The 18984-nt window shown below is 61.3% G+C and carries 21 protein-coding genes; 11 read left to right on the top strand and 10 right to left on the bottom strand.

Annotation, left to right across the window (positions count from 1 at the left end):
- Nucleotides 1–82: 82 nt before the first annotated feature.
- Genes HGO38_RS28915 through petA form a run of 3 tightly spaced genes read right to left on the bottom strand, consistent with a single transcriptional unit; the run spans nucleotide 83 to nucleotide 2848 of the window.
- Nucleotides 83–961, bottom strand: coding sequence for a cytochrome c1 (locus tag HGO38_RS28915; RefSeq protein WP_250959247.1), 879 nt, complete (start codon nucleotides 959–961; stop codon nucleotides 83–85).
- Between the two features lie 25 nt (nucleotides 962–986).
- On the bottom strand, nucleotides 987–2255 hold the full coding sequence (locus tag HGO38_RS28910; RefSeq protein ID WP_250959246.1) for a cytochrome b: 1269 nt from the start codon (nucleotides 2253–2255) through the stop codon (nucleotides 987–989).
- 14 nt (nucleotides 2256–2269) lie between these two features.
- Nucleotides 2270–2848 (bottom strand): ubiquinol-cytochrome c reductase iron-sulfur subunit, encoded by a 579-nt coding sequence (gene petA / locus HGO38_RS28905; RefSeq protein ID WP_250959245.1) that lies wholly within the window; start codon nucleotides 2846–2848, stop codon nucleotides 2270–2272.
- A 339-nt stretch (nucleotides 2849–3187) separates the two neighbouring features.
- Here petA and HGO38_RS28900 point away from each other — a divergent pair, with 339 nt between their 5' ends.
- The 6 genes from HGO38_RS28900 (at nucleotide 3188) to HGO38_RS28875 (ending at nucleotide 7567) form a co-directional block, all read left to right on the top strand.
- Nucleotides 3188–4132 (top strand): endonuclease/exonuclease/phosphatase family protein, encoded by a 945-nt coding sequence (locus tag HGO38_RS28900; RefSeq protein ID WP_250959244.1) that lies wholly within the window; start codon nucleotides 3188–3190, stop codon nucleotides 4130–4132.
- Nucleotides 4133–4408: 276 nt separating this feature from the next.
- Nucleotides 4409–4765: a helix-turn-helix domain-containing protein gene (locus HGO38_RS28895; RefSeq protein WP_250959243.1), complete on the top strand. Its 357-nt coding sequence runs from the start codon at nucleotides 4409–4411 to the stop codon at nucleotides 4763–4765.
- 155 nt (nucleotides 4766–4920) lie between these two features.
- Nucleotides 4921–5586: a hypothetical protein gene (locus HGO38_RS28890; RefSeq protein WP_250959242.1), complete on the top strand. Its 666-nt coding sequence runs from the start codon at nucleotides 4921–4923 to the stop codon at nucleotides 5584–5586.
- Nucleotides 5587–5718: 132 nt separating this feature from the next.
- A complete protein-coding gene (locus HGO38_RS28885; protein ID WP_250959241.1) occupies nucleotides 5719–6435 on the top strand; it encodes a hypothetical protein in 717 nt (238 codons plus the stop codon).
- A gap of 180 nt (nucleotides 6436–6615) precedes the next feature.
- Nucleotides 6616–7164, top strand: coding sequence for a NucA/NucB deoxyribonuclease domain-containing protein (locus HGO38_RS28880; protein WP_250959240.1), 549 nt, complete (start codon nucleotides 6616–6618; stop codon nucleotides 7162–7164).
- Nucleotides 7151–7567 carry a hypothetical protein gene (locus HGO38_RS28875; protein WP_250959239.1) on the top strand — a complete coding sequence of 139 codons (417 nt, stop codon included), beginning with the start codon at nucleotides 7151–7153 and terminating at the stop codon, nucleotides 7565–7567. The genes HGO38_RS28880 and HGO38_RS28875 overlap by 14 nt, the downstream gene beginning before the upstream one ends.
- A 72-nt stretch (nucleotides 7568–7639) precedes the next feature.
- Here HGO38_RS28875 and HGO38_RS28870 read toward each other — a convergent pair whose 3' ends face one another.
- The 4 genes from HGO38_RS28870 to HGO38_RS28855 all read right to left on the bottom strand — a co-directional run bounded on the left by HGO38_RS28870 (nucleotide 7640) and on the right by HGO38_RS28855 (nucleotide 12199).
- The gene (locus HGO38_RS28870; RefSeq protein WP_250959238.1) at nucleotides 7640–9571 is read right to left on the bottom strand and encodes an ABC transporter ATP-binding protein; all 1932 of its coding nucleotides are present in this window, start codon (nucleotides 9569–9571) and stop codon (nucleotides 7640–7642) included.
- A 107-nt stretch (nucleotides 9572–9678) separates the two neighbouring features.
- A complete protein-coding gene (locus HGO38_RS28865) occupies nucleotides 9679–9999 on the bottom strand; it encodes a type II toxin-antitoxin system RelE/ParE family toxin (protein WP_250959237.1) in 321 nt (106 codons plus the stop codon).
- Nucleotides 9996–10268, bottom strand: a complete 273-nt coding sequence (locus HGO38_RS28860; protein WP_250959236.1) for a ribbon-helix-helix domain-containing protein — start codon at nucleotides 10266–10268, stop codon at nucleotides 9996–9998. The genes HGO38_RS28865 and HGO38_RS28860 overlap by 4 nt, the downstream gene beginning before the upstream one ends.
- A gap of 74 nt (nucleotides 10269–10342) precedes the next feature.
- Entirely contained in the window at nucleotides 10343–12199 is a 1857-nt protein-coding gene (locus HGO38_RS28855) for an ABC transporter ATP-binding protein (protein ID WP_250959235.1), read from the bottom strand.
- A gap of 398 nt (nucleotides 12200–12597) precedes the next feature.
- Here HGO38_RS28855 and HGO38_RS28850 point away from each other — a divergent pair, with 398 nt between their 5' ends.
- From HGO38_RS28850 to HGO38_RS28840, 3 genes are all read left to right on the top strand, one after another.
- On the top strand, nucleotides 12598–13059 hold the full coding sequence (locus HGO38_RS28850) for a tRNA (cytidine(34)-2'-O)-methyltransferase (protein ID WP_250959234.1): 462 nt from the start codon (nucleotides 12598–12600) through the stop codon (nucleotides 13057–13059).
- 95 nt (nucleotides 13060–13154) lie between these two features.
- Nucleotides 13155–13613, top strand: coding sequence for a redox-sensitive transcriptional activator SoxR (gene soxR / locus HGO38_RS28845; RefSeq protein WP_250959288.1), 459 nt, complete (start codon nucleotides 13155–13157; stop codon nucleotides 13611–13613).
- Between the two features lie 91 nt (nucleotides 13614–13704).
- Nucleotides 13705–15204 (top strand): cell envelope biogenesis protein OmpA, encoded by a 1500-nt coding sequence (locus tag HGO38_RS28840; RefSeq protein ID WP_250959233.1) that lies wholly within the window; start codon nucleotides 13705–13707, stop codon nucleotides 15202–15204.
- 155 nt (nucleotides 15205–15359) lie between these two features.
- Here HGO38_RS28840 and HGO38_RS28835 read toward each other — a convergent pair whose 3' ends face one another.
- From HGO38_RS28835 to hemF, 3 genes are all read right to left on the bottom strand, one after another.
- Entirely contained in the window at nucleotides 15360–15545 is a 186-nt protein-coding gene (locus HGO38_RS28835; RefSeq protein WP_250959232.1) for a DUF1059 domain-containing protein, read from the bottom strand.
- Nucleotides 15546–15668: 123 nt separating this feature from the next.
- A complete protein-coding gene (locus HGO38_RS28830) occupies nucleotides 15669–15944 on the bottom strand; it encodes a hypothetical protein (protein ID WP_250959231.1) in 276 nt (91 codons plus the stop codon).
- 193 nt (nucleotides 15945–16137) lie between these two features.
- On the bottom strand, nucleotides 16138–17052 hold the full coding sequence (gene hemF / locus HGO38_RS28825) for an oxygen-dependent coproporphyrinogen oxidase (protein ID WP_250959230.1): 915 nt from the start codon (nucleotides 17050–17052) through the stop codon (nucleotides 16138–16140).
- A gap of 164 nt (nucleotides 17053–17216) precedes the next feature.
- Here hemF and HGO38_RS28820 point away from each other — a divergent pair, with 164 nt between their 5' ends.
- Entirely contained in the window at nucleotides 17217–17477 is a 261-nt protein-coding gene (locus HGO38_RS28820) for a hypothetical protein (RefSeq protein ID WP_250959229.1), read from the top strand.
- A 224-nt stretch (nucleotides 17478–17701) separates the two neighbouring features.
- On the top strand, nucleotides 17702–18661 hold the full coding sequence (locus tag HGO38_RS28815) for a flagellin N-terminal helical domain-containing protein (protein WP_250959228.1): 960 nt from the start codon (nucleotides 17702–17704) through the stop codon (nucleotides 18659–18661).
- Nucleotides 18662–18984: the final 323 nt, after the last annotated feature.

Below are 18984 nucleotides of genomic sequence, written 5' to 3'. Positions count from 1 at the left end.
AGGAACCGGCAGACCGTACCAATGGCAACAAAAAAGGCGACCGTCGAAGGCCGCCTTTTTCAAAAGTGTCTGCTGAAAAAGCTCAGTGTTCCTTGTTGGAATACACCGATTTCTTGGTGAGATAGACCAGCGACGAGAAGATCACCAGGAACACCATGACCATGAAGCCGGTGCGCTTGCGGTCTTCCAGATGCGGCTCGGCAGCCCACATCAGGAAGGCCGAGACGTCCTTGGCATATTGGTCCAGGGTCTGCGGCGAACCGTCGTCATAGGTCACCTGATCGTCAGAGATCGGCTGCGCCATGGCAAGGGCTGCAGCACCGCTGAAATACGGGTTGAAATGCGTGCCTTCCGCCACCTGCACGCCTTCCGGCGGCTCCACATAACCGGTCAGCAGCGAGTAGATATAATCCGGGCCGCCTTCCTGGTACTGGGTGAAGATGTCGAAGATGAAAAGCGGGAAACCGCGCTCCACGCCACGGGCCTTGGCAATCAGGGAGAAGTCCGGCGGGGCAGCCCCGCCATTGGCCGCAGCCGCTGCTTCCTTGTTCGGGAACGGCGACGGGAAGTAGTCGGAGGCGACAGCCTTGCGGGTGTACATCTCGCCATCCGCGTTCGGACCGTCCTGGACTTCATACTCGGCCGAGAAGGCCTTCACCTGATCAGCCGAATAGCCGAGGTTTTCCAGCATGCGGAAGGGCACCAGCTTCATCGAATGACAGGCCGAGCAGACTTCCTTGTAGACCTTCAGGCCGCGCTGCAGCTGGGCCTTGTCAAATTTGCCGAACGGGCCGGCAAAGCTCCAGTCGAGATTGTGCGGCTTGAGGATCGGATAGTGGCCCAAAGCGGCTGCATGGTGCGTGGCCTCGGCGAGATCATGTCCTTCCTCGGCAACCGCTGTGGCGGCGCCGAACCCGGTGAGAGCCGCGATCAGAGCGATGCTTGTAACAAGCTTTTTCATCTGTGTTTTCCCTCTATCGCAGCAATCAGGCGCTTGCGCCGGCAGACTTGCCGCTTTTTTCAAGCACTGCCTCGGTAATCGAATTGGGAACGCGCCGCGGTGTCTCGAAAAGGCCGAGCAGAGGCATGATCACAAGGAAGAAGCCGAAGTAGTAAAGCGTACCGAACTGCGCCATCAGCGTGTAGAGATCCGACGGCTGACGCGAGCCGAGCCAGCCGAGCAGGATGCAGTCGACGACGAACAACCAGAAGAACAGCTTGTACCAGGGGCGATAGACGGCCGAGCGAACCTTGGACGTGTCGAGCCAGGGCAGGAAGAACAGGATGATGATCGAGCCGAACATCACCAGAACGCCGCCAAGCTTCGAGTCGATGAACCAGACGTTGAAGGTGATGGCGCGCAGCATGGCGTAGAACGGCAGGTAGTACCATTCAGGAACGATATGCGCCGGGGTCTTCAGCGGGTCGGCCATGATGTAGTTGTCGGGATGGCCGAGATAGTTCGGCATGTAGAAGATGAACCAGGCATAGGCGATCAGGAAGATCGACACGCCGAACGCATCCTTGAGGGTCGCATAAGGGGTGAACGGCACGGTGTCGGTCTTCGACTTCACCTCGACGCCGGTCGGGTTGGTCTGGCCGGTGACATGCAGGGCCCAGATATGCAGGATGACGACGCCGGCGATCATGAAGGGCAGCAGGTAATGCAGCGAGAAGAAGCGGTTGAGCGTCGGATTGTCGACCGCAAAGCCGCCGAGCAGGAACTGCTGGATCCACTCGCCGATCAGCGGGAAGGCGGTGAAGAAGCCGGTGATGACGGTCGCGCCCCAGAAGGACATCTGACCCCAGGGCAGAACGTAGCCCATGAAGCCGGTTGCCATCATCAGGAGGTAGATGACCACGCCGAGGATCCACAGGATTTCGCGCGGCGCCTTGTAGGAGCCGTAGTAGAGGCCGCGGGCGATGTGGAGATAAACGGCGATGAAGAAGAACGACGCCCCGTTGGCATGCATGTAGCGCAGCAGCCAGCCGTGGTTGACGTCGCGCATGATCTTTTCGACGGAGTTGAAGGCGACCGTGGTTTCGGCGGCATAGTGCATGGCCAGAACCACGCCCGACAGGATCTGCACGACCAGCATGACCGCCAGCATCGCGCCGAAGGTATAGGCATAGTTCAGATTGCGCGGCACCGGAAAGGCGATGAAGCTGTCATAGACCAGGCGCGGCAAAGGCAGGCGCGCATCGACCCATTTTTCCAGGCCGGTCGACGGCTGGTAGCTAGAATGATCACTCATATTTCTCTATCCCCTCAGCCGATCTTGATCACAGTATCGGACACGAATGCAAAGGTTGGAACGGGCAGGTTCTCCGGCGCCGGGCCTTTGCGAATACGGCCCGCGGTATCGTAGTGCGAGCCGTGGCAGGGACAGAACCAGCCACCGAAATCACCGGCCTGGCCAAGCGGCACGCAGCCCAGATGGGTGCAGACGCCAATCATCACCAGCCAGTTTTCCTTGCCTTCGCCGGCCGAGCGGGCGAGATCCGTTGCTTCAGCGGTAGCATCGGCATTGGCGTTGCGGGCGACCGGATCCTTGAGATCGGCGATCGGCACCTGCTTGCCTTCTTCAACTTCCTTGTCGGTGCGGTTGCGGATGAACACCGGCTTGCCGCGCCATTTGATGACCAGCGACATGCCCGGCTCAAGCGCCGAAACGTCGACTTCGATCGAGCCCAGCGCCAGCGTCGAGGCATCCGGCCGCATCTGGTCGATGAACGGCCAGGCAACCGAGACCGCGCCCACCGCGCCGGCCATGCCGGTCGTCAAATAAAGGAAATCGCGGCGAGTGGGCTCGCCCATGCTTTCGCTATTCGTATCGTGTTCGCTCACCGCTAAACCATCCTCTTCGCAAAGTGCTGCGACAAACCGCATTACCCCCGTAAACGGCCAATCCGCGACAGCCACAAAGCAGCCACAGATTCCCCGCCAATTGGGCGCGTTCTAAGCTTGATATCGAATTCTGTCCAGTCTTCACAGGGGGATGGGGCCACAATGTCGCGGAAAAACTTCGCCGCTGCAGCCATTGGATCACGCGGGTATTGAGCGGCATTTGCTGTTGGCTGTGCATGGTGCCGCCGCCAAAGCCCGATCATGTTGCAACGCACACAGATCTCGGGCATGGTCCCGCCCAAGAGGAAGCGGCATCGGACAGAAGAATATCGGTATACGATGAGAGAAAAGACGTCCTGCGTCATCGGCGCCATTCTGTCCCTGTGCCTGCTGGTCATCTGCCTGCGTTATGTCGCATATCTCTGGCCCTTGACCTTTGTCCAGAGTCTGCAGATCCATATAGGCCTTGCCGTGATGGTGGGCGCGGCGCTGTGTTATGCCCTGAGCCGAGGCCCCTACCCGGTCGTGCTGATGGCAGCCGCCCTGCTGGTCGCCCTTCACGGGCTTTTCATGCAATGGCAGGTTCTGCCGGATGCAACGGGTCCAGCGATGGCCGCTGGCCGGACCGTCCGGATCCTGCATTTCAACATCCTTGGCAACAATCGCGAGAATGGCGACCGGATCGCCGAGACCATTCTCGCCTCCGGCGCCGATATCGCCTTTATCATGGAGGCCGAACCGCTCGAGCCCTTCCTCGATCGCCTGTCGGCGGCCTATCCCTATCGCATCGGCTGCGGCGTGGGCACCGATACCTGCGACCTGCTGCTGCTGTCGCGTCGGCCCATCGTCAAGCCGGTCGTTGGCGCCCTCAGCGACCTGCGCAGGGATCGTTTCGCCATGGCCGATATCGACATCGACGGGCGCATCGTCCACTTCGCCGCCGCCCATCTGACAAAACCGTATTTCGACGACTACCATGGCGGCGAGCTGGAAATTCTTAAAGAGATCATCGGCTATGCCGGCGGTCCCTTCGTGCTGGCCGGCGATTTCAATGCCTCCGCCATCGCCCCCGACATGCAGGATTTCCTTGACGTCAGCGGCATGACCACCACCGGGTGGGAGCCCGCCACCTGGCCGATCGCCGCCGGTCCGCTGGGCATCGCCATCGACCATATCTTTGTGTCGAAGACCCTTGTCCCCGTGTCGCTGCAGCGCCTGAAAGACAATCTGGGGTCCAACCACTACGGCCTGATCGCCGAAATCCTTATTCCGCCGGCCGCCTGAGCCCGGAAAGGCGCCCCGCCGCGCCCTGTACAGCTTCCTCGTCGCTCTGCTGATCCAACACCAGGAATCCGCCGGACCGGCGCCAGAGCCCGAGTAGAGCCCTCCCCTTTTTCCACCGTCTCGGCATGGTTGCCTTGCTCGATGAGCTGTCCTTTGCCCATCACCAGCAGCGGGTCGATCTCGGACGGCATACATGCATTCTTGCGCACAACACCGAAGGTTGCAATGACCAAAATTACGCGTCTCGTTGTTCGGATTGCGAACAAGGAGGACAACATGAGTGAGGATCGTATCCGCGGCCAACGCATTCGCCGCGCAATGGCAGATAGAAATTTCAGTAAGACCCAGGCCCTGGCGGCGGAATTGAAAGTATCGGTCGCTGCCGTGTCCCGCTGGCAGAACGGCGGTCATGTTTCGCTAAAGAACGCCTGCGACTTTGCGCAAAGGCTCGATGTTTCGCTGGATTGGCTGCTGCTTGGCCGGGGCAACATCGACTGGCACCGGGACAACCAACTGACGAGTGCCGAACTGCAGTGGATTTTGTCGCTGCGCACTCAACCGCCGAAGATCCGATCCCTGCTGACGGACCTCGTCCAAGCTCTCTCGCAGAGCCCCTCGTTGCGCCCAGCGTAACAATCACTCCAATTTCACGCGCAAGTAAACAATCAAAAGTTGATTGCATTATTGATATGCAAGTAACTTTCGGTGGCAGAAGAAGATGTAGAGCCGAAGATTTTCCACATAGTCGATCTGCCTGGTTTTAATTTAACAACGAAGAGGGAAAGAACATGTCGACCTTGCTCACTATAAATGTGACGAATATGGAGTCCGCAACACAGAACTTCTACTTCTTCCAGCAGCCGGCAATCTATGCCGGTGGCTCAACCGTCTACAGCAACGCTCTGTTCTCGGAGAGCCTGGGAAGCTATTCGCAAACAGGGGCCATGCTGACATTTCAGGTGAACCTGCAATACTATGCCGGCATCCAGCAGGCGAACAGCACCCCTCAGGTGGGACAGACTTCCGGCTATGCCTCGGCAATGCGTGCCATCGATCTTGCTCCGGCATCCGGATCGGCCAGCGACTGGACAACCGCAACGGTCGCGCCGCTCGGCCTCTCCACCCCGACCGCCGGCACAGGCCTGCAGCCCGGCGCCTTCCGCATCACGACGCCAAGCTACCAGCCTCCCGCGATCTATAACGTCGGCTCGGCCGTCGAGGTCAATGGTGGCATTGCGCTGTCGAACTTCGTGGTGGCAAACCCCGCAAGCAATACCGACTGCCAGCCGATCCTCCAGTATTACGTCCAGACGGGCGTCTACACGCCGGGGACCGTGATGAACTTCACCCAATCGAGCACCAACGCCGCCCTGTGCGACTTTACCGGTGGCCACACGGTGATCGACGTCACTCTCAATGCCGACGGCACCTGGACGACCCAGACCATCGAGTAAGGCCGTCGAACGCGACGGCGGTCGGCCCAACCCGGGCCGGCCGCCTCGGGTCGATCACCTCGGGTCGATCGCCATCCGGTTCAACCTGTCGCAAAGAGACGCCCTGACGGGCTTCTGTTCATGGAGCGTGACATGTCCGCTGAGTACAAGGTCATCATCAAGAACATGTCGAATGACCCCACGAGCTTCTACGCGTTCCAGCAACAGGCAAGCTTCAGTGGTTCGGGTTCAGGTGCAGTCATCCGCTCCTCGAGCCTGGCCACCGGCCCCCTGGCGCCGAATGCGACATCCGGAGCCCAGCTGGAGTTCGGTTTCGACGTGCAGATCTATGCTGGTGCCATCTGCCGCAATCCCGACAGTTCCTTCGTCACGCTCAATGTAACGCTGTCCCGCCGCACCGTAACCGACACCGTGAGCCTCTCCGCGGCCGCTCAGCCGATCACCTTGACGGTCTCGGGAACGGACACGACTGCCAACGATACGACCCTCTCGATCGACCCGTTGGGTCTGTCCACCCCCACCCATCAAACGGGCATGGCCACCGGCAGCTTCGGCATCGAGATCCCGACGTTCAGCCCCGGAACGGTCGAGGATCTCTATTGCGGTTGCGCGGCCATGAACCATGACGGCAGCAGCATCCTGTCGAGCTTCCTCTCCCCCAAGCCCAGCAGCCAGCTCTCATGCGCGCCGCTACCGATCTACTACGTCAAGACCGGTTCGATACCGGTCGGGCAAATCGTCACCTACGACACCGGTAACGCAGGGGAATGCGACTTCAGCAAAGGCTCCTCGGTCCTGACCGCCGAATACAATATTGACGGAACATTCACAATCACGGAGGCCTCATAAATGTAGAACAACAACACCTAGATTCAAATAAAACCAAAGAGCAAACCGTCAATCTGCGAACAGGTATTCGCGGATAGGACACCTGCGCCCTCACGAATCCACAAAATATCCTTCGCTTTACTTGCCGAATGACACGGTCATTTCGGGAGAGCGGATGATATTTTCTATGGAGATAGTCCCATGGTCAAGATCAAAACTGCAAATACCACAAGCGGTGACGGTCGCCGCGTCGGTCGCTTCGCCTCTGCCGCCCTCGGCGTCGCACTGTTCGCCGGTCAAGTGTCGGTCGCCGCCGCCCAGACGATCACCTTCGACGGCATCGGCCTGCCTTGCATCACCTACAATATCGCAACCGCACAGCAGGCCGGTCGCCCCGCGCAGTTGACGCGCACGATGAATCAACAGACCATCGCTGCAAACAGAAGCGCCTCCTGCACCGCCGCCTATACCAACACCGTCACCCAGCTTAACAATGAGCTTGGGGGAGTCGTGTTTTCCTGCGACGAATATGCCTTTGCCAGTTCGACGCAAGGCGGAGCCGGCAATCAGGCCATGATCGTACCGCTGGTCGAAAACAACACGCAGGGCGGAATGCTGGCGGTTTTCTACAATCAGAACCACATTGGAGACGGCGGAAACTTCAACGTCGCCACCAGCCATGTGCCGCAGGCCAACCAGTTGAACCTCGGCGTCGTCAATGGAGTGCAAGTCTGCTATGGCGGAAACTGATCGATCCTATGCCGGCGTCCATTACGTCAACTACGGCCAGATCGGCCTGTGGGACAAGGCGGACCCGTCGGCATATCCGCTGCCCAACGGCCCCCTCCCATGGTGGGGGCCGAAGGGCGTTGTCGTCCCGGCGCTCGACGATGCGGAGGTCAGCGTGCAGGTGAATTTCGAGCCCGCAAGTGCCGACGACGGCTATCGCCTTCTCACGCAAGGCGAGATCGAAGTCGGCCGAAAGGGTCTGACGGTCGGGAACGTGACGACAGCCAGTACCGCGGACCTACCCTGTCGCAGAGGACGCTACACAGTAAGCTGTTATTACCGCGGATCGAGCCCGCAACAATCGAACGCGCTGCTCTTTGCGCTTTCGTCGTCTGTCGCGGAGAAAGGCGCAGGCGATCCGTAAGGAGACGAGGCGGCACGGAACGCGCCTGGCGATCGATCGCCTGGGAATAACCCAACTTGCCCGGTAGACGGCTTAGTTTGAAGCGCCTCGCTGGTCCAGACCGCGGGGTCCACTCCATCCTTCGCCGACGCCATCCTCGTCGCTCTCCTGGTCCAGCGCCAGGAATCCGCCGGACTGCCGCGCCCAGAGTTCCGAGTAGAGCCCGCCGCTCTCGACCAGTTCGGCATGGCTGCCCTGCTCGATGATGCGCCCCTTGTCCATCACCACCAGCCGGTCGAGGGCCGCAATGGTCGACAGGCGGTGGGCGATCGCCAGGACCGTCTTGCCCTGCATCAGCCGGTCGAGATTGGACTGAATCGCCGCTTCCACTTCCGAATCGAGCGCCGACGTCGCCTCGTCCAGCACCAGGATCGGCGCATCCTTCAGCATGACCCGGGCAATGGCGATGCGCTGGCGCTGGCCGCCCGACAGTTTCACGCCCCGTTCGCCGACATGGGCAGCAAAGCCCGGGCGCCCCCGCTGGTCCTCCAGCCGCTCGATGAAATCAAGTGCCTCGGCCCTGAGCGACGCCTTGCGCAACTGCTCGTCGGAGGCATCGATGCGGCCAAACAGGATATTGTCGCGGATCGAGCGATGCAGCAGCGAGGTATCCTGCGTCACCATGCCGATCTGCGCCCGCAGGCTTTCCTGCGTGACCTTTGAAATGTCCTGTCCGTCGATCAGGATGCGCCCCTGCTCCACGTCGTAGAAGCGCAGCAGCAGATTGACCAGCGTCGACTTGCCGGCCCCGGAGCGTCCGACGATGCCGACCTTTTCACCCGGCTTGATGGTCAGCGTCAGGTGGTCGATCACCCCCTTGCCGCGGCCATAGTGGAAGGAGACATCCTCGAAGCGGATCTCCGGCTCGCGCACGGCAAGCGGTGCGGCATCTTCAGCATCGGTCAGCCCGATCGGCTTGGAAATCAGCTCGGCCGAATTCTGGATCGTGCCGATATTGCGCATGATGCTGTTGAGCTGCGTCATCATCCGCCCGAGCAGCATATTGAGTCTCAGCACCAGGCCGAGCGTGAAGGCCACGCCGCCGGCGGTGATGGCGCCGGCAAACCACAGGTCGATCGACAGCGCCGCGATCGTCACGATCATGATGCCCGACAGCAAGGCCAGCGACGCGCGCACGCCGGTCAGCAACCGGGCAAAGGGCCGCATCGAATCCTGAAACCGGTCGAAGCCGTCGCGGATATAGTGATCGTTCTGTTCTTCCCGGCCGAATAGCTTCAGGGTCTGGATGTTGCCATAGGAATCGACAAGCCTGCCATTCAGCATGGAGGCCGTTTCCGCCGTGTCGCGGGCATGGCGGCGGATGCGGGGCACGAACAGCCGCGCCAGCACGCAGAACACCGCCACCCAGGCGGCGATGATCGCCGCCAGCCGCCAATCGAGCTGTGCCACCAGCGCCATGGTCGAGATCGTGTAGATCACCATGAACCAGCCGACCTGCAGCAGCGAGGTCAGCAGGTCGCCGGTCGATTGCCCGGCCGACCACACTTTTGTGACGATGCGTCCGGCAAAATCGTTCTGGAAGAAGGATAGCGATTGCCGGGCCACATGCACATAGGCCTGCCAGCGCACCAGATTGTAGAAATTGAGGACGATCACCTGTTCTTCGACCAGCGCGCCGAAGCTGACGACGATAAACCGTCCGATCAGCACGACCAGCATCATGCCGAGCAGTTCAAGCCCGTGGCTGGCGATCAACCCGTCCCAGCCGGCCTCGGGCGACACCGTGTCGAGCACGTCGACCAGCCTCCCGACGAACCAGAACAGCGCCGCCTCCAGCATGGCGACCAGCCCGCCGAACAGCGCCATGGCGGCAAAGGCCCATTTGGCCTGGCGGACATAGAACCAGACAAAGGCCCAGGTGCCCTCCGGCGGCCGCAGGTCGTCGCGGCGGGCAAAGGGATTGATCCAGGATTCGAACAGGCGGGCGATGGAGCGAACGGACATGCAGAGCGATATAGGCGGATTCCGTGACGCGTCCAAGAAAATGCAGACCCGGCGAGATTATAATTCTGTAATGAAAGGCGGCTTTGGAAAACCTGCCCCGGCAGCGCCTAACCACCTTCGTCGTTGAAGATACCATCGATATCCCGCCTGCCATGCAGGATCCGAAGCACGGTAAGCTCTTGCTCGTGCTCAATATAATAGAGCCGAATATCCTCGAAGCCTCTAACGGGCCAGGACCGCAGCCCTGACAAATCCGGATGAGCGAACTGTTTTGGGGTGCCGGCAGCCGGCGTCGCCTGCAAAGACGAAAACGCCGCCTCGACAGCCGCCAGAAAGCGTTCAGCCACGTCTGGCCTGCCAAGTTCCGCGTAATAGCCAACCTGGCGCAGAATATCGGTTCGGGCCGCGGGCTGAACCCGGATGGTCACTCGGCGACTTTCGGATCAGTGTGTTTCTGCATCAGCGTCGAAGCTTCGGCCTTGAGGTCAGCCCAGAACGCGGGGGTGGCGGTCTGCCCCGGACCTGACGCCAGTCCCTCGAGCAGAAGAGCCTCAAGGCGGGCCTGCCGATCATTTTCATGGGCCTCACGCAGCAGGCTACGGAAATATTCGCTGACATTTCCGTATCCCTTGTCGGCAACCTGCGCATCGACGAAGGACTTCAGCGAATCCGGCAGGGAAATGGTGATGGTGGCCATGGGGAAATCCTTGATTATCTCCTGAACAGGCCACCATTATATAAGAATAGATCTTATTAGTTAAGAGGCCGCGGCTATTCCGCCGCAGCCTCCGTGTTCGCCACCTCGTCGGCCAGGAAGCCGCCGGACTGGCGGTTCCAGAGGTCGGCATAGATGCCGCCGCGGGCCACCAGTTGGGCGTGCGTTCCGGTCTCGATGATATGGCCCTTGTCGAGCACGACAAGCCGGTCCATCTGGGTCAGCGTCGACAGGCGGTGGGCGATCGCGATCACCGTCTTGCCCTCCATCAGCGCAAACAGGCTTTCCTGGATCGCCGCCTCCACTTCCGAATCGAGCGCCGAGGTCGCCTCGTCGAGGATCAGGATCGGCGCGTTCTTCAAAAACACCCGGGCGATTGCCACGCGCTGGCGCTGGCCGCCCGACAGTTTCACGCCGCGCTCGCCGACCTGCGCGTCCAGCGCCTTGCGGCCGTGCATGTCGGAAAGCCCCTCGATGAAGTCCCAGGCATTGGCGCGCTTGGCCGCCTCGATGATCTCGGCATCCGACGCCTCCGGCCGGCCATAGGCGATGTTGTCGCGGATCGAGCGATGTAAGAGCGAGGTATCCTGCGTCACCACGCCGACCAGCGAACGCAGGCTGTCCTGCGTCACCGTGGAAATGTCCTGGCCGTCGATGCTGATCGAGCCCTTTTCCAGGTCGTAGAAGCGCAGCAGCAGGTTCATCAGCGTCGTCTTGCCGGCCCCGGAGCGGCCGACCAGGCCGACCTTTTCTCCCGCCTTGATGGTCAGCGAGAAGTCCTCGATGATCCCCTTGTCCTTGCCATAGTGGAAGCGGACGCGGTCATAGACGATCTCGCCCTTCGGCGCTTCAAGCGGCCTGGCGGACGGACGATCGACAATGTCGTGCGGCTTGGTCATCATGCCCATGCCGTCATAGACCGTGCCGATATTTTCAAACAGCGCCGAAACTTCCCACATGATCCACTGCGACATGCCGTTGATGCGCATTGACAACCCGATGGCGATGGCGATCGCCCCGACCGAAATGGCGCCATTCAGCCAGAAGGCGATGCTGGTTGCCGAAATGGCAAACAGCACGATGGCATTGTTGATGTCGACATAGAAATTCAACAGCGTGATCTGCCGCATCTGCAGGTGTACCGACTCCAGAAAGGCGTTCATGCCGCCCTTGGCATAGGTCTCCTCGCGCCCGGCATGGGAGAACAGCTTGACGGTGGCGATATTGGTATAGCTGTCGACGATGCGGCCGGTCATCATCGAACGGGCATCGGCCTGCGCGCTGGAAAGCCGGCGCAGCTTGGGAATGAAATAGCCAAGGATCCCGCAATAGATCACCAGCCAGATGACCAGCGGCAAGACCAGCCGCCAGTCCACGGCAATGACCAGCGCCAGCATCGAGACGAAGAAGCTGATGGCATAGACGAACACGTCGATGATCTTCATCACCGATTCGCGCACCGCCAGCGATGTCTGCATCACCTTGGTCGCCACCCGGCCGGCGAACTCGTTGGCAAAGAAGGTCATGGAATGGCGCATCAGGAAGCGATGCATCTGCCAACGGGCGATCATCGGGAAATTGCCGGCCAGAACCTGGTGCATGGTCAGCGTATGGAGGAAGCCGACCACCGGCAGGCCGATCAGCAGCAGCGCCGCCATCCACATCAGCCGGCCGCTCTCCTGCTCCAGGAACGTGTTCGGATCGGCCTTCGACAGCCAGTCGACGATATTGCCGAGGAACTGGTAGAGAAACACTTCTCCCACCGCGATCAGCATCGAGCACAGGCCGAGCAGGAAGAGCCAGGGGGCAGCCGGTTTCACATAATGCCAGCAAAAGGCAACCAGGCCCTTCGGCGGCAGTTCCGGCTGTTCCTCCGGATAGGGATTGAGACGCTGTTCGAACCAGCTGAACATGGGCATGCTCCAGTCGTGTCTTTGACGGCCGCACCGGCATCGAACGGCAGATCAGCCGCGCGCCGGCACAAGGGCCAGGAACCAAAAGGGGCGAGGCCGCAATTCGGCCGCACGGACAATCAGAGGGGGAAATTACAGAAAAGAAGCGAGAGTATCGCTGTCACGCCTGCGGATAAAAATCCGGCACCGGGAAGCGCGTCTTGGCAATGGAAATCATGAAGGCCTCCCTCGGTTCGCGTTGAAGATAGCATCGCTTTTAGACGGCTCAAGACCGCTTGAAAAGCCGGAAAACCATAAAATCCCGCCTTTGTCGGCCACCTGTTGCCGTTAGACCACAACCATGAGGCCCCATACCTCGGCTCTTGAGAAGGAGCGGGCCGATCGCGTAAAGCAAAGCCATGACCCAGATCCGCATCGCCCTCTACCAGCCCGACATCGCCGGCAATACCGGCACCATCCTCAGGCTTGCCGCTTGCCTCGGGTTTGGCGTCGACATCATCGAGCCGGCCGGTTTCGACATTTCCGACCGCAACCTCAAGCGCGCCGGCATGGATTATCTGGCAAGCGTGTCGCTGGCCCGCCACGTCACCTTCGATCGCTTCGAGGAGTGGCGCTCCACCACCGCCCGGCGGCTGGTTCTGGCCTCCACCAAGGCCGCCGGCCGTTATACGGATTTCGCTTTCCGACCCGACGATATCCTGCTGTTCGGCCGGGAAAGCGCCGGCGTGCCGGATGCGGTGCATGACAAATCCGATGCCCGGCTGCTGATCCCGATGGTCGAGGGCCAGCGCTCGCTGAACATCGCCATGTCGGCGGCGATGATGACCGGCGAGGCCCTGCGCCAGACCGGTTTTGACTGAAATCATTGCAAACGCCATGCAGGTGGTCCCTCCCGGTTTGAAAATCGGCAAGGCTCGTCTATAAAACCTCAACCATACCTGAGGTCAACAGCATGATGAAAATCTCACCGCCGGATGCCGGCAAGCGCGAACTGAGCGTCGGCGAAGTGGCAGCCCGCAGCGGCATTGCCGTCTCCACCCTGCATTTCTACGAGGCCAAGGGCCTGATCGCCAGCAACCGCAATGCCGGCAACCAGCGGCGTTATGCCCGCTCGATCCTGCGCCGCATCGCCATCATCAAGGTGGCGCAGCGTACCGGCATTCCCTTGTCGGAGATCCGCGCCGCTCTTGCCGTCCTGCCCCATGACCGGCCGGTCACGGTGGCCGACTGGACGCGATTGTCGGAAACCTGGCGCGACCAGCTCGACCAGCGCATCGCGCAACTGCAATCGCTGCGCGACCACCTGACCGGCTGCATCGGCTGCGGCTGCCTGTCGATGGACGAGTGTCCCTTGCGCAATCCCGGCGATACGCTGGCAGAAGGTGGCAGTGGGCCGGTTCTGCTGGAGTCATAAAACCTTTACGCAATTGCTAAAGTGCCGCACTTGGCGGGGTGGCAAATCTATGTCAGGCTCACAACCAGCAGTAAAACGATGAGGTGGCCTGATGTTCGATACGGCATTCACCCTGAGTTTGACCCAGTTCGCCCGGAGCCTGTCTTTTCCCGAGCGCCTGCAGCATCGGCCGATGCGCAATGCGGCCCTGGAATTCTGGCGGCTGCGCAATACCGGCCTCGATGCCCTCTTCTACGATATCAAGGCGCTGAGCGCCGAAGAAACCTTCTACATCAGCGACGCCATCGCCGCCGAAGGTCTGATCATGATCGTGCCGCCGACCGGCGGCGGCATGCTGACGCTCTGCGACAGCGTCGATGAATATCTGCTGCGCGGCGGACGCGACGTGCATGTGCTGGCGGTCGCCGGCATCGGCGGGTCGGCTGCCGGTGCTGCCGCCTTTGCCCGCAACGTCGCCGATGCCGTGGGAGCGCCGGTGGCCGCCGTCGTCTCCGGCTATGGGCTCGGTGATATCCTCACCGAAGCCATGGGCGGCGCCTTCTTCTTCGGGCCGCTCGGCTTCCTGCGCAATGATCTCGAAGTGATCGATGACATGGTCGGCCGCCCCCATTTCGGCGCCTACCGGGAACGCCATCTTGAGGTCGAGACCCCGCGGCGCGCCAGCCTCGATGCCGATACGGTCGAGACGCTGCTGGCCCATCCCGATTTGCGCTTCACCCTGCTGACTGGCCATTCCAAGGGCAACCTCGTCCTGTCGGAAGCGCTCTATGCCCTGAAGCAAACGGCGCCCGAGCGGCTCGCAACCCTCGGCCAGAAGGCCCGCATCGTCACCTTCGGCGCCCGCATCACCATGCCGCCGGCCTTTGCCGATGTGGTCGATGTCCTCGGCGAATTCGACTGGTACGGCGAACTGAACTCGCGGCCGCGCATCGAAACCGATCTCCGCGTGCCGCGCGCCGGCCATTCCACCAATACCGACCTGCCGCTCTGCCTGATGGTCACCCGCACCCTGAAAGAGATTCTTGGCCCAGGCACGGCGGCGGTCGAGCCCGCTCAGGACACCAGCCCGGTCGAAGCCCCGCTCGCCGTAGCGCCGAAAGCCGTCCGCCCGGCCGAGACGGTCCCCGTCGCCGCGTCGTCCCCTGCCCTGCTCCGGCTGGTCGAGCAACCCGTCCCGCCGGTGAACGAGCGTGCTGTTGCTGATGAGCCGACGAAGGTTGAGGCTGCGATTGAGGCAGTAACGGAGACTGAGCTCGCGGCTGCGGAGATCGGTCCATCCTCCGTGGCGGAAGCACCAATAACCAACGCCGGCCCCGACCTCGACAGCCCGGCGCCGCCCGTCAACGAGGTTGCTGTTGCTGACGAGCCGATGCAGGTTGAGGCTGCGACTGAGGCGGTAACCGAGACTGAGGTTGCGGCTGCACCGGAGATCGGTCCATCCTCCGCGGCTGAAGATGGGACGAAAGCATCGCTGACAACCAGCGCAAGCCCCGACCTGGACAGCCCGGCTCCGATCCCGGCCGCGCCGGCGTCGGCCAGACCAAAAACCCCGCCGCGCAGCAAGCCGCGTCGAAAACCGCCCGGCAAATAGTGGATTTTTGTGAAGGTGGGACCCTCTGATCGTCCTGTGACTTGCCCATGGTCTTTGTCCCATGGGCAAGCAAGTCGATCAATTCCGGGAGCAAAGGCCGGCGCTGTTAGCCAAGCCATTGGTCTCGGCTCGGGCTCGGGCGGCGTAACCTGACCTCAGGCCGCCGCAGCCTCGTTGCTGATACGCGCCTTGATGTTGTCGACCATGGTTTCGCGGATGATCGTTTCGCCATGCGTGGTGCGCATGTGCTCGACGGCCCGGCGCACCACTTCCGCTTCCTCCTCGGCCCGCGTGTGCCACGGGCATCCGGGAACCATGGATCCGCATTCAAACTGTTTCATCGTATCTCTCCTCTTCGACTGGGTTCGACAGCCGGGAGACTAGCACGAAACGCCGGGATACCCAAACCGCGGGCCTCCTCCCCGCGGCCTCTCGATCCGGCAATCCGTGCCAGATGACGCTTTTTACTCGGGCATGGCCCAGGCATGAAACACCGAAGCCGGGCCGTTGACCGCAGTCTTGCGGATCTGCGCCGTGGCGTCGTTGGTATTGTCGGCATTCGACAGGTCGATACCCGCAAGCTGCAGCTTGGCCTGTTCAACGAAGTAGGAATGCGGCAGATCGCCATCGCTGGACGCCCGCAATTCCTGAGCCAGTCGATCGATCAATTCAGCGCTTCCGAGCGACCGTTCGCCGGGCGCGCTGCCTGTGGGGATGGGCATGCTGTTATAGGCAACCATTGCAATCCTCCTCCTGAAAATTACCAGAAAAGGATACCATGGTCGTAGCCCATTCCCAATGCAATTTGGTGTCGCAGGGCCTGTCGCGGGCATTTCAGTTAAGTTTCTCTAACATAAAGCGCCGCCACCCGCGACATGGCATGCCCCCTGGTTCATTTATGGGCAGAAAGAGCGGCAAAAAAGGCCTTATCGCTTAAGGCCAGCGCACCACCGGCGGCATGGACGAGAGAATCGATTCGACATTGCCGCCGGTCTTCAGGCCGAAAATCGTGCCGCGGTCATAGAGCAGGTTGAACTCCACATAGCGGCCGCGCCGCACCAGTTGCTCGTCGCGATCGTCTTCGGTCCAGGGCGTATTGAAGTTGACGCGGACGATCTTCGGATAGACCATGTTGAAGGCCCGGCCGACATCCTGGACAAAGGCGAAATCCGCCTCCCAGCCGCCGGCCTCAGGCGAAGAGCGCAGCCAGTCGAAGAAGATGCCGCCGACGCCGCGCGCCTCGTTGCGATGCGGCAGGAAGAAATATTCGTCGCACCATTGCTTGTAGCGCGGATAGTCGGCAACGCCTGAATGGCGGCCGCAGGTGATTTCCATGGCGCGGTGGAAGAGCTTGGTATCGGCATCCTCCTGGGTGCGACGACGGTCGAGGACCGGCGTCAGGTCGGCGCCGCCGCCGAACCATTGGCTCGAGGTCACCACCATGCGGGTGTTCATGTGCACCGCCGGCACATTGGGATTGACCGGGTGGGCGATCAACGAAATGCCCGACGCCCAGAACCGCGGATCCTCCTCGGCGCCCGGCATCTGCTTGCGGAATTCCGGCGAGAATTCGCCATGCACCGTGGAGGTATGCACGCCGCCCTTTTCGAACACCCGGCCTTCCATCATCGACATGCGCCCGCCGCCACCGGCCCCGCCATCGCGCTGCCAGTCCTTGGCGACGAAACGGCCGGGCTGGCGATTGGACAGCGGCCCGGTCAGGTCCTGCTCGATCGCCTCGAAGGAGGCACAGATCGTATCGCGCAGGGTTTCGAACCAGGCGCGCGCCGTCGCCTTCTTGTCTTCGATATTGTCCGGCCAGCCCTTCGGCAGTTCAGGTCGTTCCATGGATAGTCCCCATCTCCGCCCAGCGTCTTGCTTCGACTCGCGGATCCCGTTTTGGAATTATCAGCTCCGGCCCGTTCCGACCAGCAAGGCCGCGGCCAGTTCGCGTTTTTTGACTGGAAAAATGCCGGTTTCGATCGTATCTTCAAGAGCCAGAGGTGTGTTTCATGACGAAAATACCCAGTCGTCCGCCGCTTGACGGATTGAAGCGACAGATTGCCCGGCACCGGCAGGACAATGCCGGGCGGACGGAAGGCCATTTCGTGCGGCAGACCTTCTGCCTGACACGCGACGAGGCCCGCGCCAAGGCGCGCGAATGGTTCGATGCCTTTCCGAAAGCCGCCTACTGGACCGAAGTCGAGAGCTGGCGGCCGCTCGACGGCGACCGTATCGAATTCACCATGCGGCGCCTGCCATCGGCCGATTGAGCGCCCGAGCCGCGAAAACCGCCGCGTCTGCGGGTTTTCGCAGAGATCCCTAAAGTTCTAACGAATGCTTAAACCGTCCGGCAATCTGGCATCGCTATATCTGTCGTCGTGGCGAAGCTGTCCCCTGTTATCGGCGGGACGGTCGAAGGGCATGAAGCCGGTCGTCACGACCCGGACGGCAATCGCGCCGCCGGTCGATCGGTCTCTTATCAGTCAGGCTCTTCATGGTCAGCGTATCCCTGAATTCGACATCTGCCTCCGCCCTGTCCCTGTTGACGGGTTCGACCAAGGCGCTGGAAGCAACCCAGACCAAGGTCGCCTCCGGCCGCAAGGTCGACGAGGCCTCAGACAACGCCGCCTACTGGTCGATCGCCACGACCATGAAATCCAACAACCTGTCGCTGTCGAGCGCCGAGGATGCGACCGGCCTGTCGGCCGCCATCGCCGATACGGCAGCGCTCGGCATGGAGGCCGCCACCAGCATCGTCTCGGACATCCAGGCCAAGCTGGTCATGGCCAAGGCCGTCGGCTCCGACAAGACGGCGATCAATACCGAAATCAGCCAGCTGAAGGAACAGCTCGGCACCATCGCCTCCTCCGCGTCCTTCAACGGCCAGAACTGGCTCAACCTGGGCGAAGGCGAGGCCCCGAAGGTCACCTCCATGGTGTCCTCCGTCACCACCGATTCCGCCGGCGACCTGTCCGTCGATGTGATCGACTTCGACACCGCGCAATCGACCCTGATCAGCAAGGAAGACGCCAGCGACGGTGTCTTCACCCGCTCCTATTTCGGTCTGACCTCCAGCGGCTCGACCTATGAATATTACCTGCTCGATGCCGGCTCCGCCGTGCCGGCGTCCGCCACCGCCAGTGAAATCGCCATCGACGACGACACCTCTTCCAGCGAGCTGGACGGCATGATCGCCGCGGTCAGCACCATGCTGGACGACATGACCGATGCGGGTGCGGCAATCGGCGCCACCAGCAGCCGCATCTCGACCGGGTCCGAATTCCTCAAAGACCTGCAGGATATCACCGAGATCGGCATCGGCCGTCTGGTGGATGCCGATCTCGAGGAAGAAGCCGCCAATCTCAGTGCCCAGCGCGTCCAGCAGCAATTGCAGACCGTCGGCCTCAACATCGCCAACAACCAGCCGAAAAGCCTGCTGACGCTGTTCACCTGATCGGGTGAAACAGTGACGATTGATCGCCCTGCTTGTTGTTGACGAGCGGGGCATTAGCGCATGGGTAAATCACCCCAGCAAACGACAGAGCCAGTTCGCCCCCCTTGCATCATTGATCCGCGCCTTGATGGTATTGTTTGGGCGTGATCCCTCGGAGGTGGCCACCTCCGAGGGATCTGGCGGGCGGGACCGTTTCCCCCTTGGCTTGAACCGAGGCAGAGCTTGGTCCGTCCGTCTTCACGTTTGTCCTGAACAGATGATGGGGAGCAAGTCCCGCATGCAAGGCAAGGTTTCGTTCGAACAAGACGCGACGTCCGCAGTTT

It is taken from the genome of Rhizobium sp. CG5 (assembly GCF_023701945.1).
Lineage (GTDB): Bacteria > Pseudomonadota > Alphaproteobacteria > Rhizobiales > Rhizobiaceae > Allorhizobium.
Note: the sequence above shows the minus strand (reverse complement) of the source record. Positions and strands in the feature narration are given on the sequence as shown.

Excerpts from the sequence above, each read along its gene's own strand:
- HGO38_RS28915 (WP_250959247.1), bottom strand. The coding sequence starts at position 961 with ATGAAAAAGCTTGTTACAAGCATCGCTCTGATCGCGGCTCTCACCGGG.
- HGO38_RS28910 (WP_250959246.1), bottom strand. The coding sequence starts at position 2,255 with ATGAGTGATCATTCTAGCTACCAGCCGTCGACCGGCCTGGAAAAATGG.
- HGO38_RS28900 (WP_250959244.1), top strand. The coding sequence starts at position 3,188 with ATGAGAGAAAAGACGTCCTGCGTCATCGGCGCCATTCTGTCCCTGTGC.
- HGO38_RS28895 (WP_250959243.1), top strand. The coding sequence starts at position 4,409 with ATGAGTGAGGATCGTATCCGCGGCCAACGCATTCGCCGCGCAATGGCA.
- HGO38_RS28890 (WP_250959242.1), top strand. The coding sequence starts at position 4,921 with ATGTCGACCTTGCTCACTATAAATGTGACGAATATGGAGTCCGCAACA.
- HGO38_RS28885 (WP_250959241.1), top strand. The coding sequence starts at position 5,719 with ATGTCCGCTGAGTACAAGGTCATCATCAAGAACATGTCGAATGACCCC.
- HGO38_RS28880 (WP_250959240.1), top strand. The coding sequence starts at position 6,616 with ATGGTCAAGATCAAAACTGCAAATACCACAAGCGGTGACGGTCGCCGC.
- HGO38_RS28875 (WP_250959239.1), top strand. The coding sequence starts at position 7,151 with ATGGCGGAAACTGATCGATCCTATGCCGGCGTCCATTACGTCAACTAC.
- HGO38_RS28870 (WP_250959238.1), bottom strand. The coding sequence starts at position 9,571 with ATGTCCGTTCGCTCCATCGCCCGCCTGTTCGAATCCTGGATCAATCCC.
- HGO38_RS28860 (WP_250959236.1), bottom strand. The coding sequence starts at position 10,268 with ATGGCCACCATCACCATTTCCCTGCCGGATTCGCTGAAGTCCTTCGTC.
- HGO38_RS28855 (WP_250959235.1), bottom strand. The coding sequence starts at position 12,199 with ATGTTCAGCTGGTTCGAACAGCGTCTCAATCCCTATCCGGAGGAACAG.
- HGO38_RS28850 (WP_250959234.1), top strand. The coding sequence starts at position 12,598 with ATGACCCAGATCCGCATCGCCCTCTACCAGCCCGACATCGCCGGCAAT.
- soxR (WP_250959288.1), top strand. The coding sequence starts at position 13,155 with ATGAAAATCTCACCGCCGGATGCCGGCAAGCGCGAACTGAGCGTCGGC.
- HGO38_RS28840 (WP_250959233.1), top strand. The coding sequence starts at position 13,705 with ATGTTCGATACGGCATTCACCCTGAGTTTGACCCAGTTCGCCCGGAGC.
- HGO38_RS28835 (WP_250959232.1), bottom strand. The coding sequence starts at position 15,545 with ATGAAACAGTTTGAATGCGGATCCATGGTTCCCGGATGCCCGTGGCAC.
- HGO38_RS28830 (WP_250959231.1), bottom strand. The coding sequence starts at position 15,944 with ATGGTTGCCTATAACAGCATGCCCATCCCCACAGGCAGCGCGCCCGGC.
- hemF (WP_250959230.1), bottom strand. The coding sequence starts at position 17,052 with ATGGAACGACCTGAACTGCCGAAGGGCTGGCCGGACAATATCGAAGAC.
- HGO38_RS28820 (WP_250959229.1), top strand. The coding sequence starts at position 17,217 with ATGACGAAAATACCCAGTCGTCCGCCGCTTGACGGATTGAAGCGACAG.
- HGO38_RS28815 (WP_250959228.1), top strand. The coding sequence starts at position 17,702 with ATGGTCAGCGTATCCCTGAATTCGACATCTGCCTCCGCCCTGTCCCTG.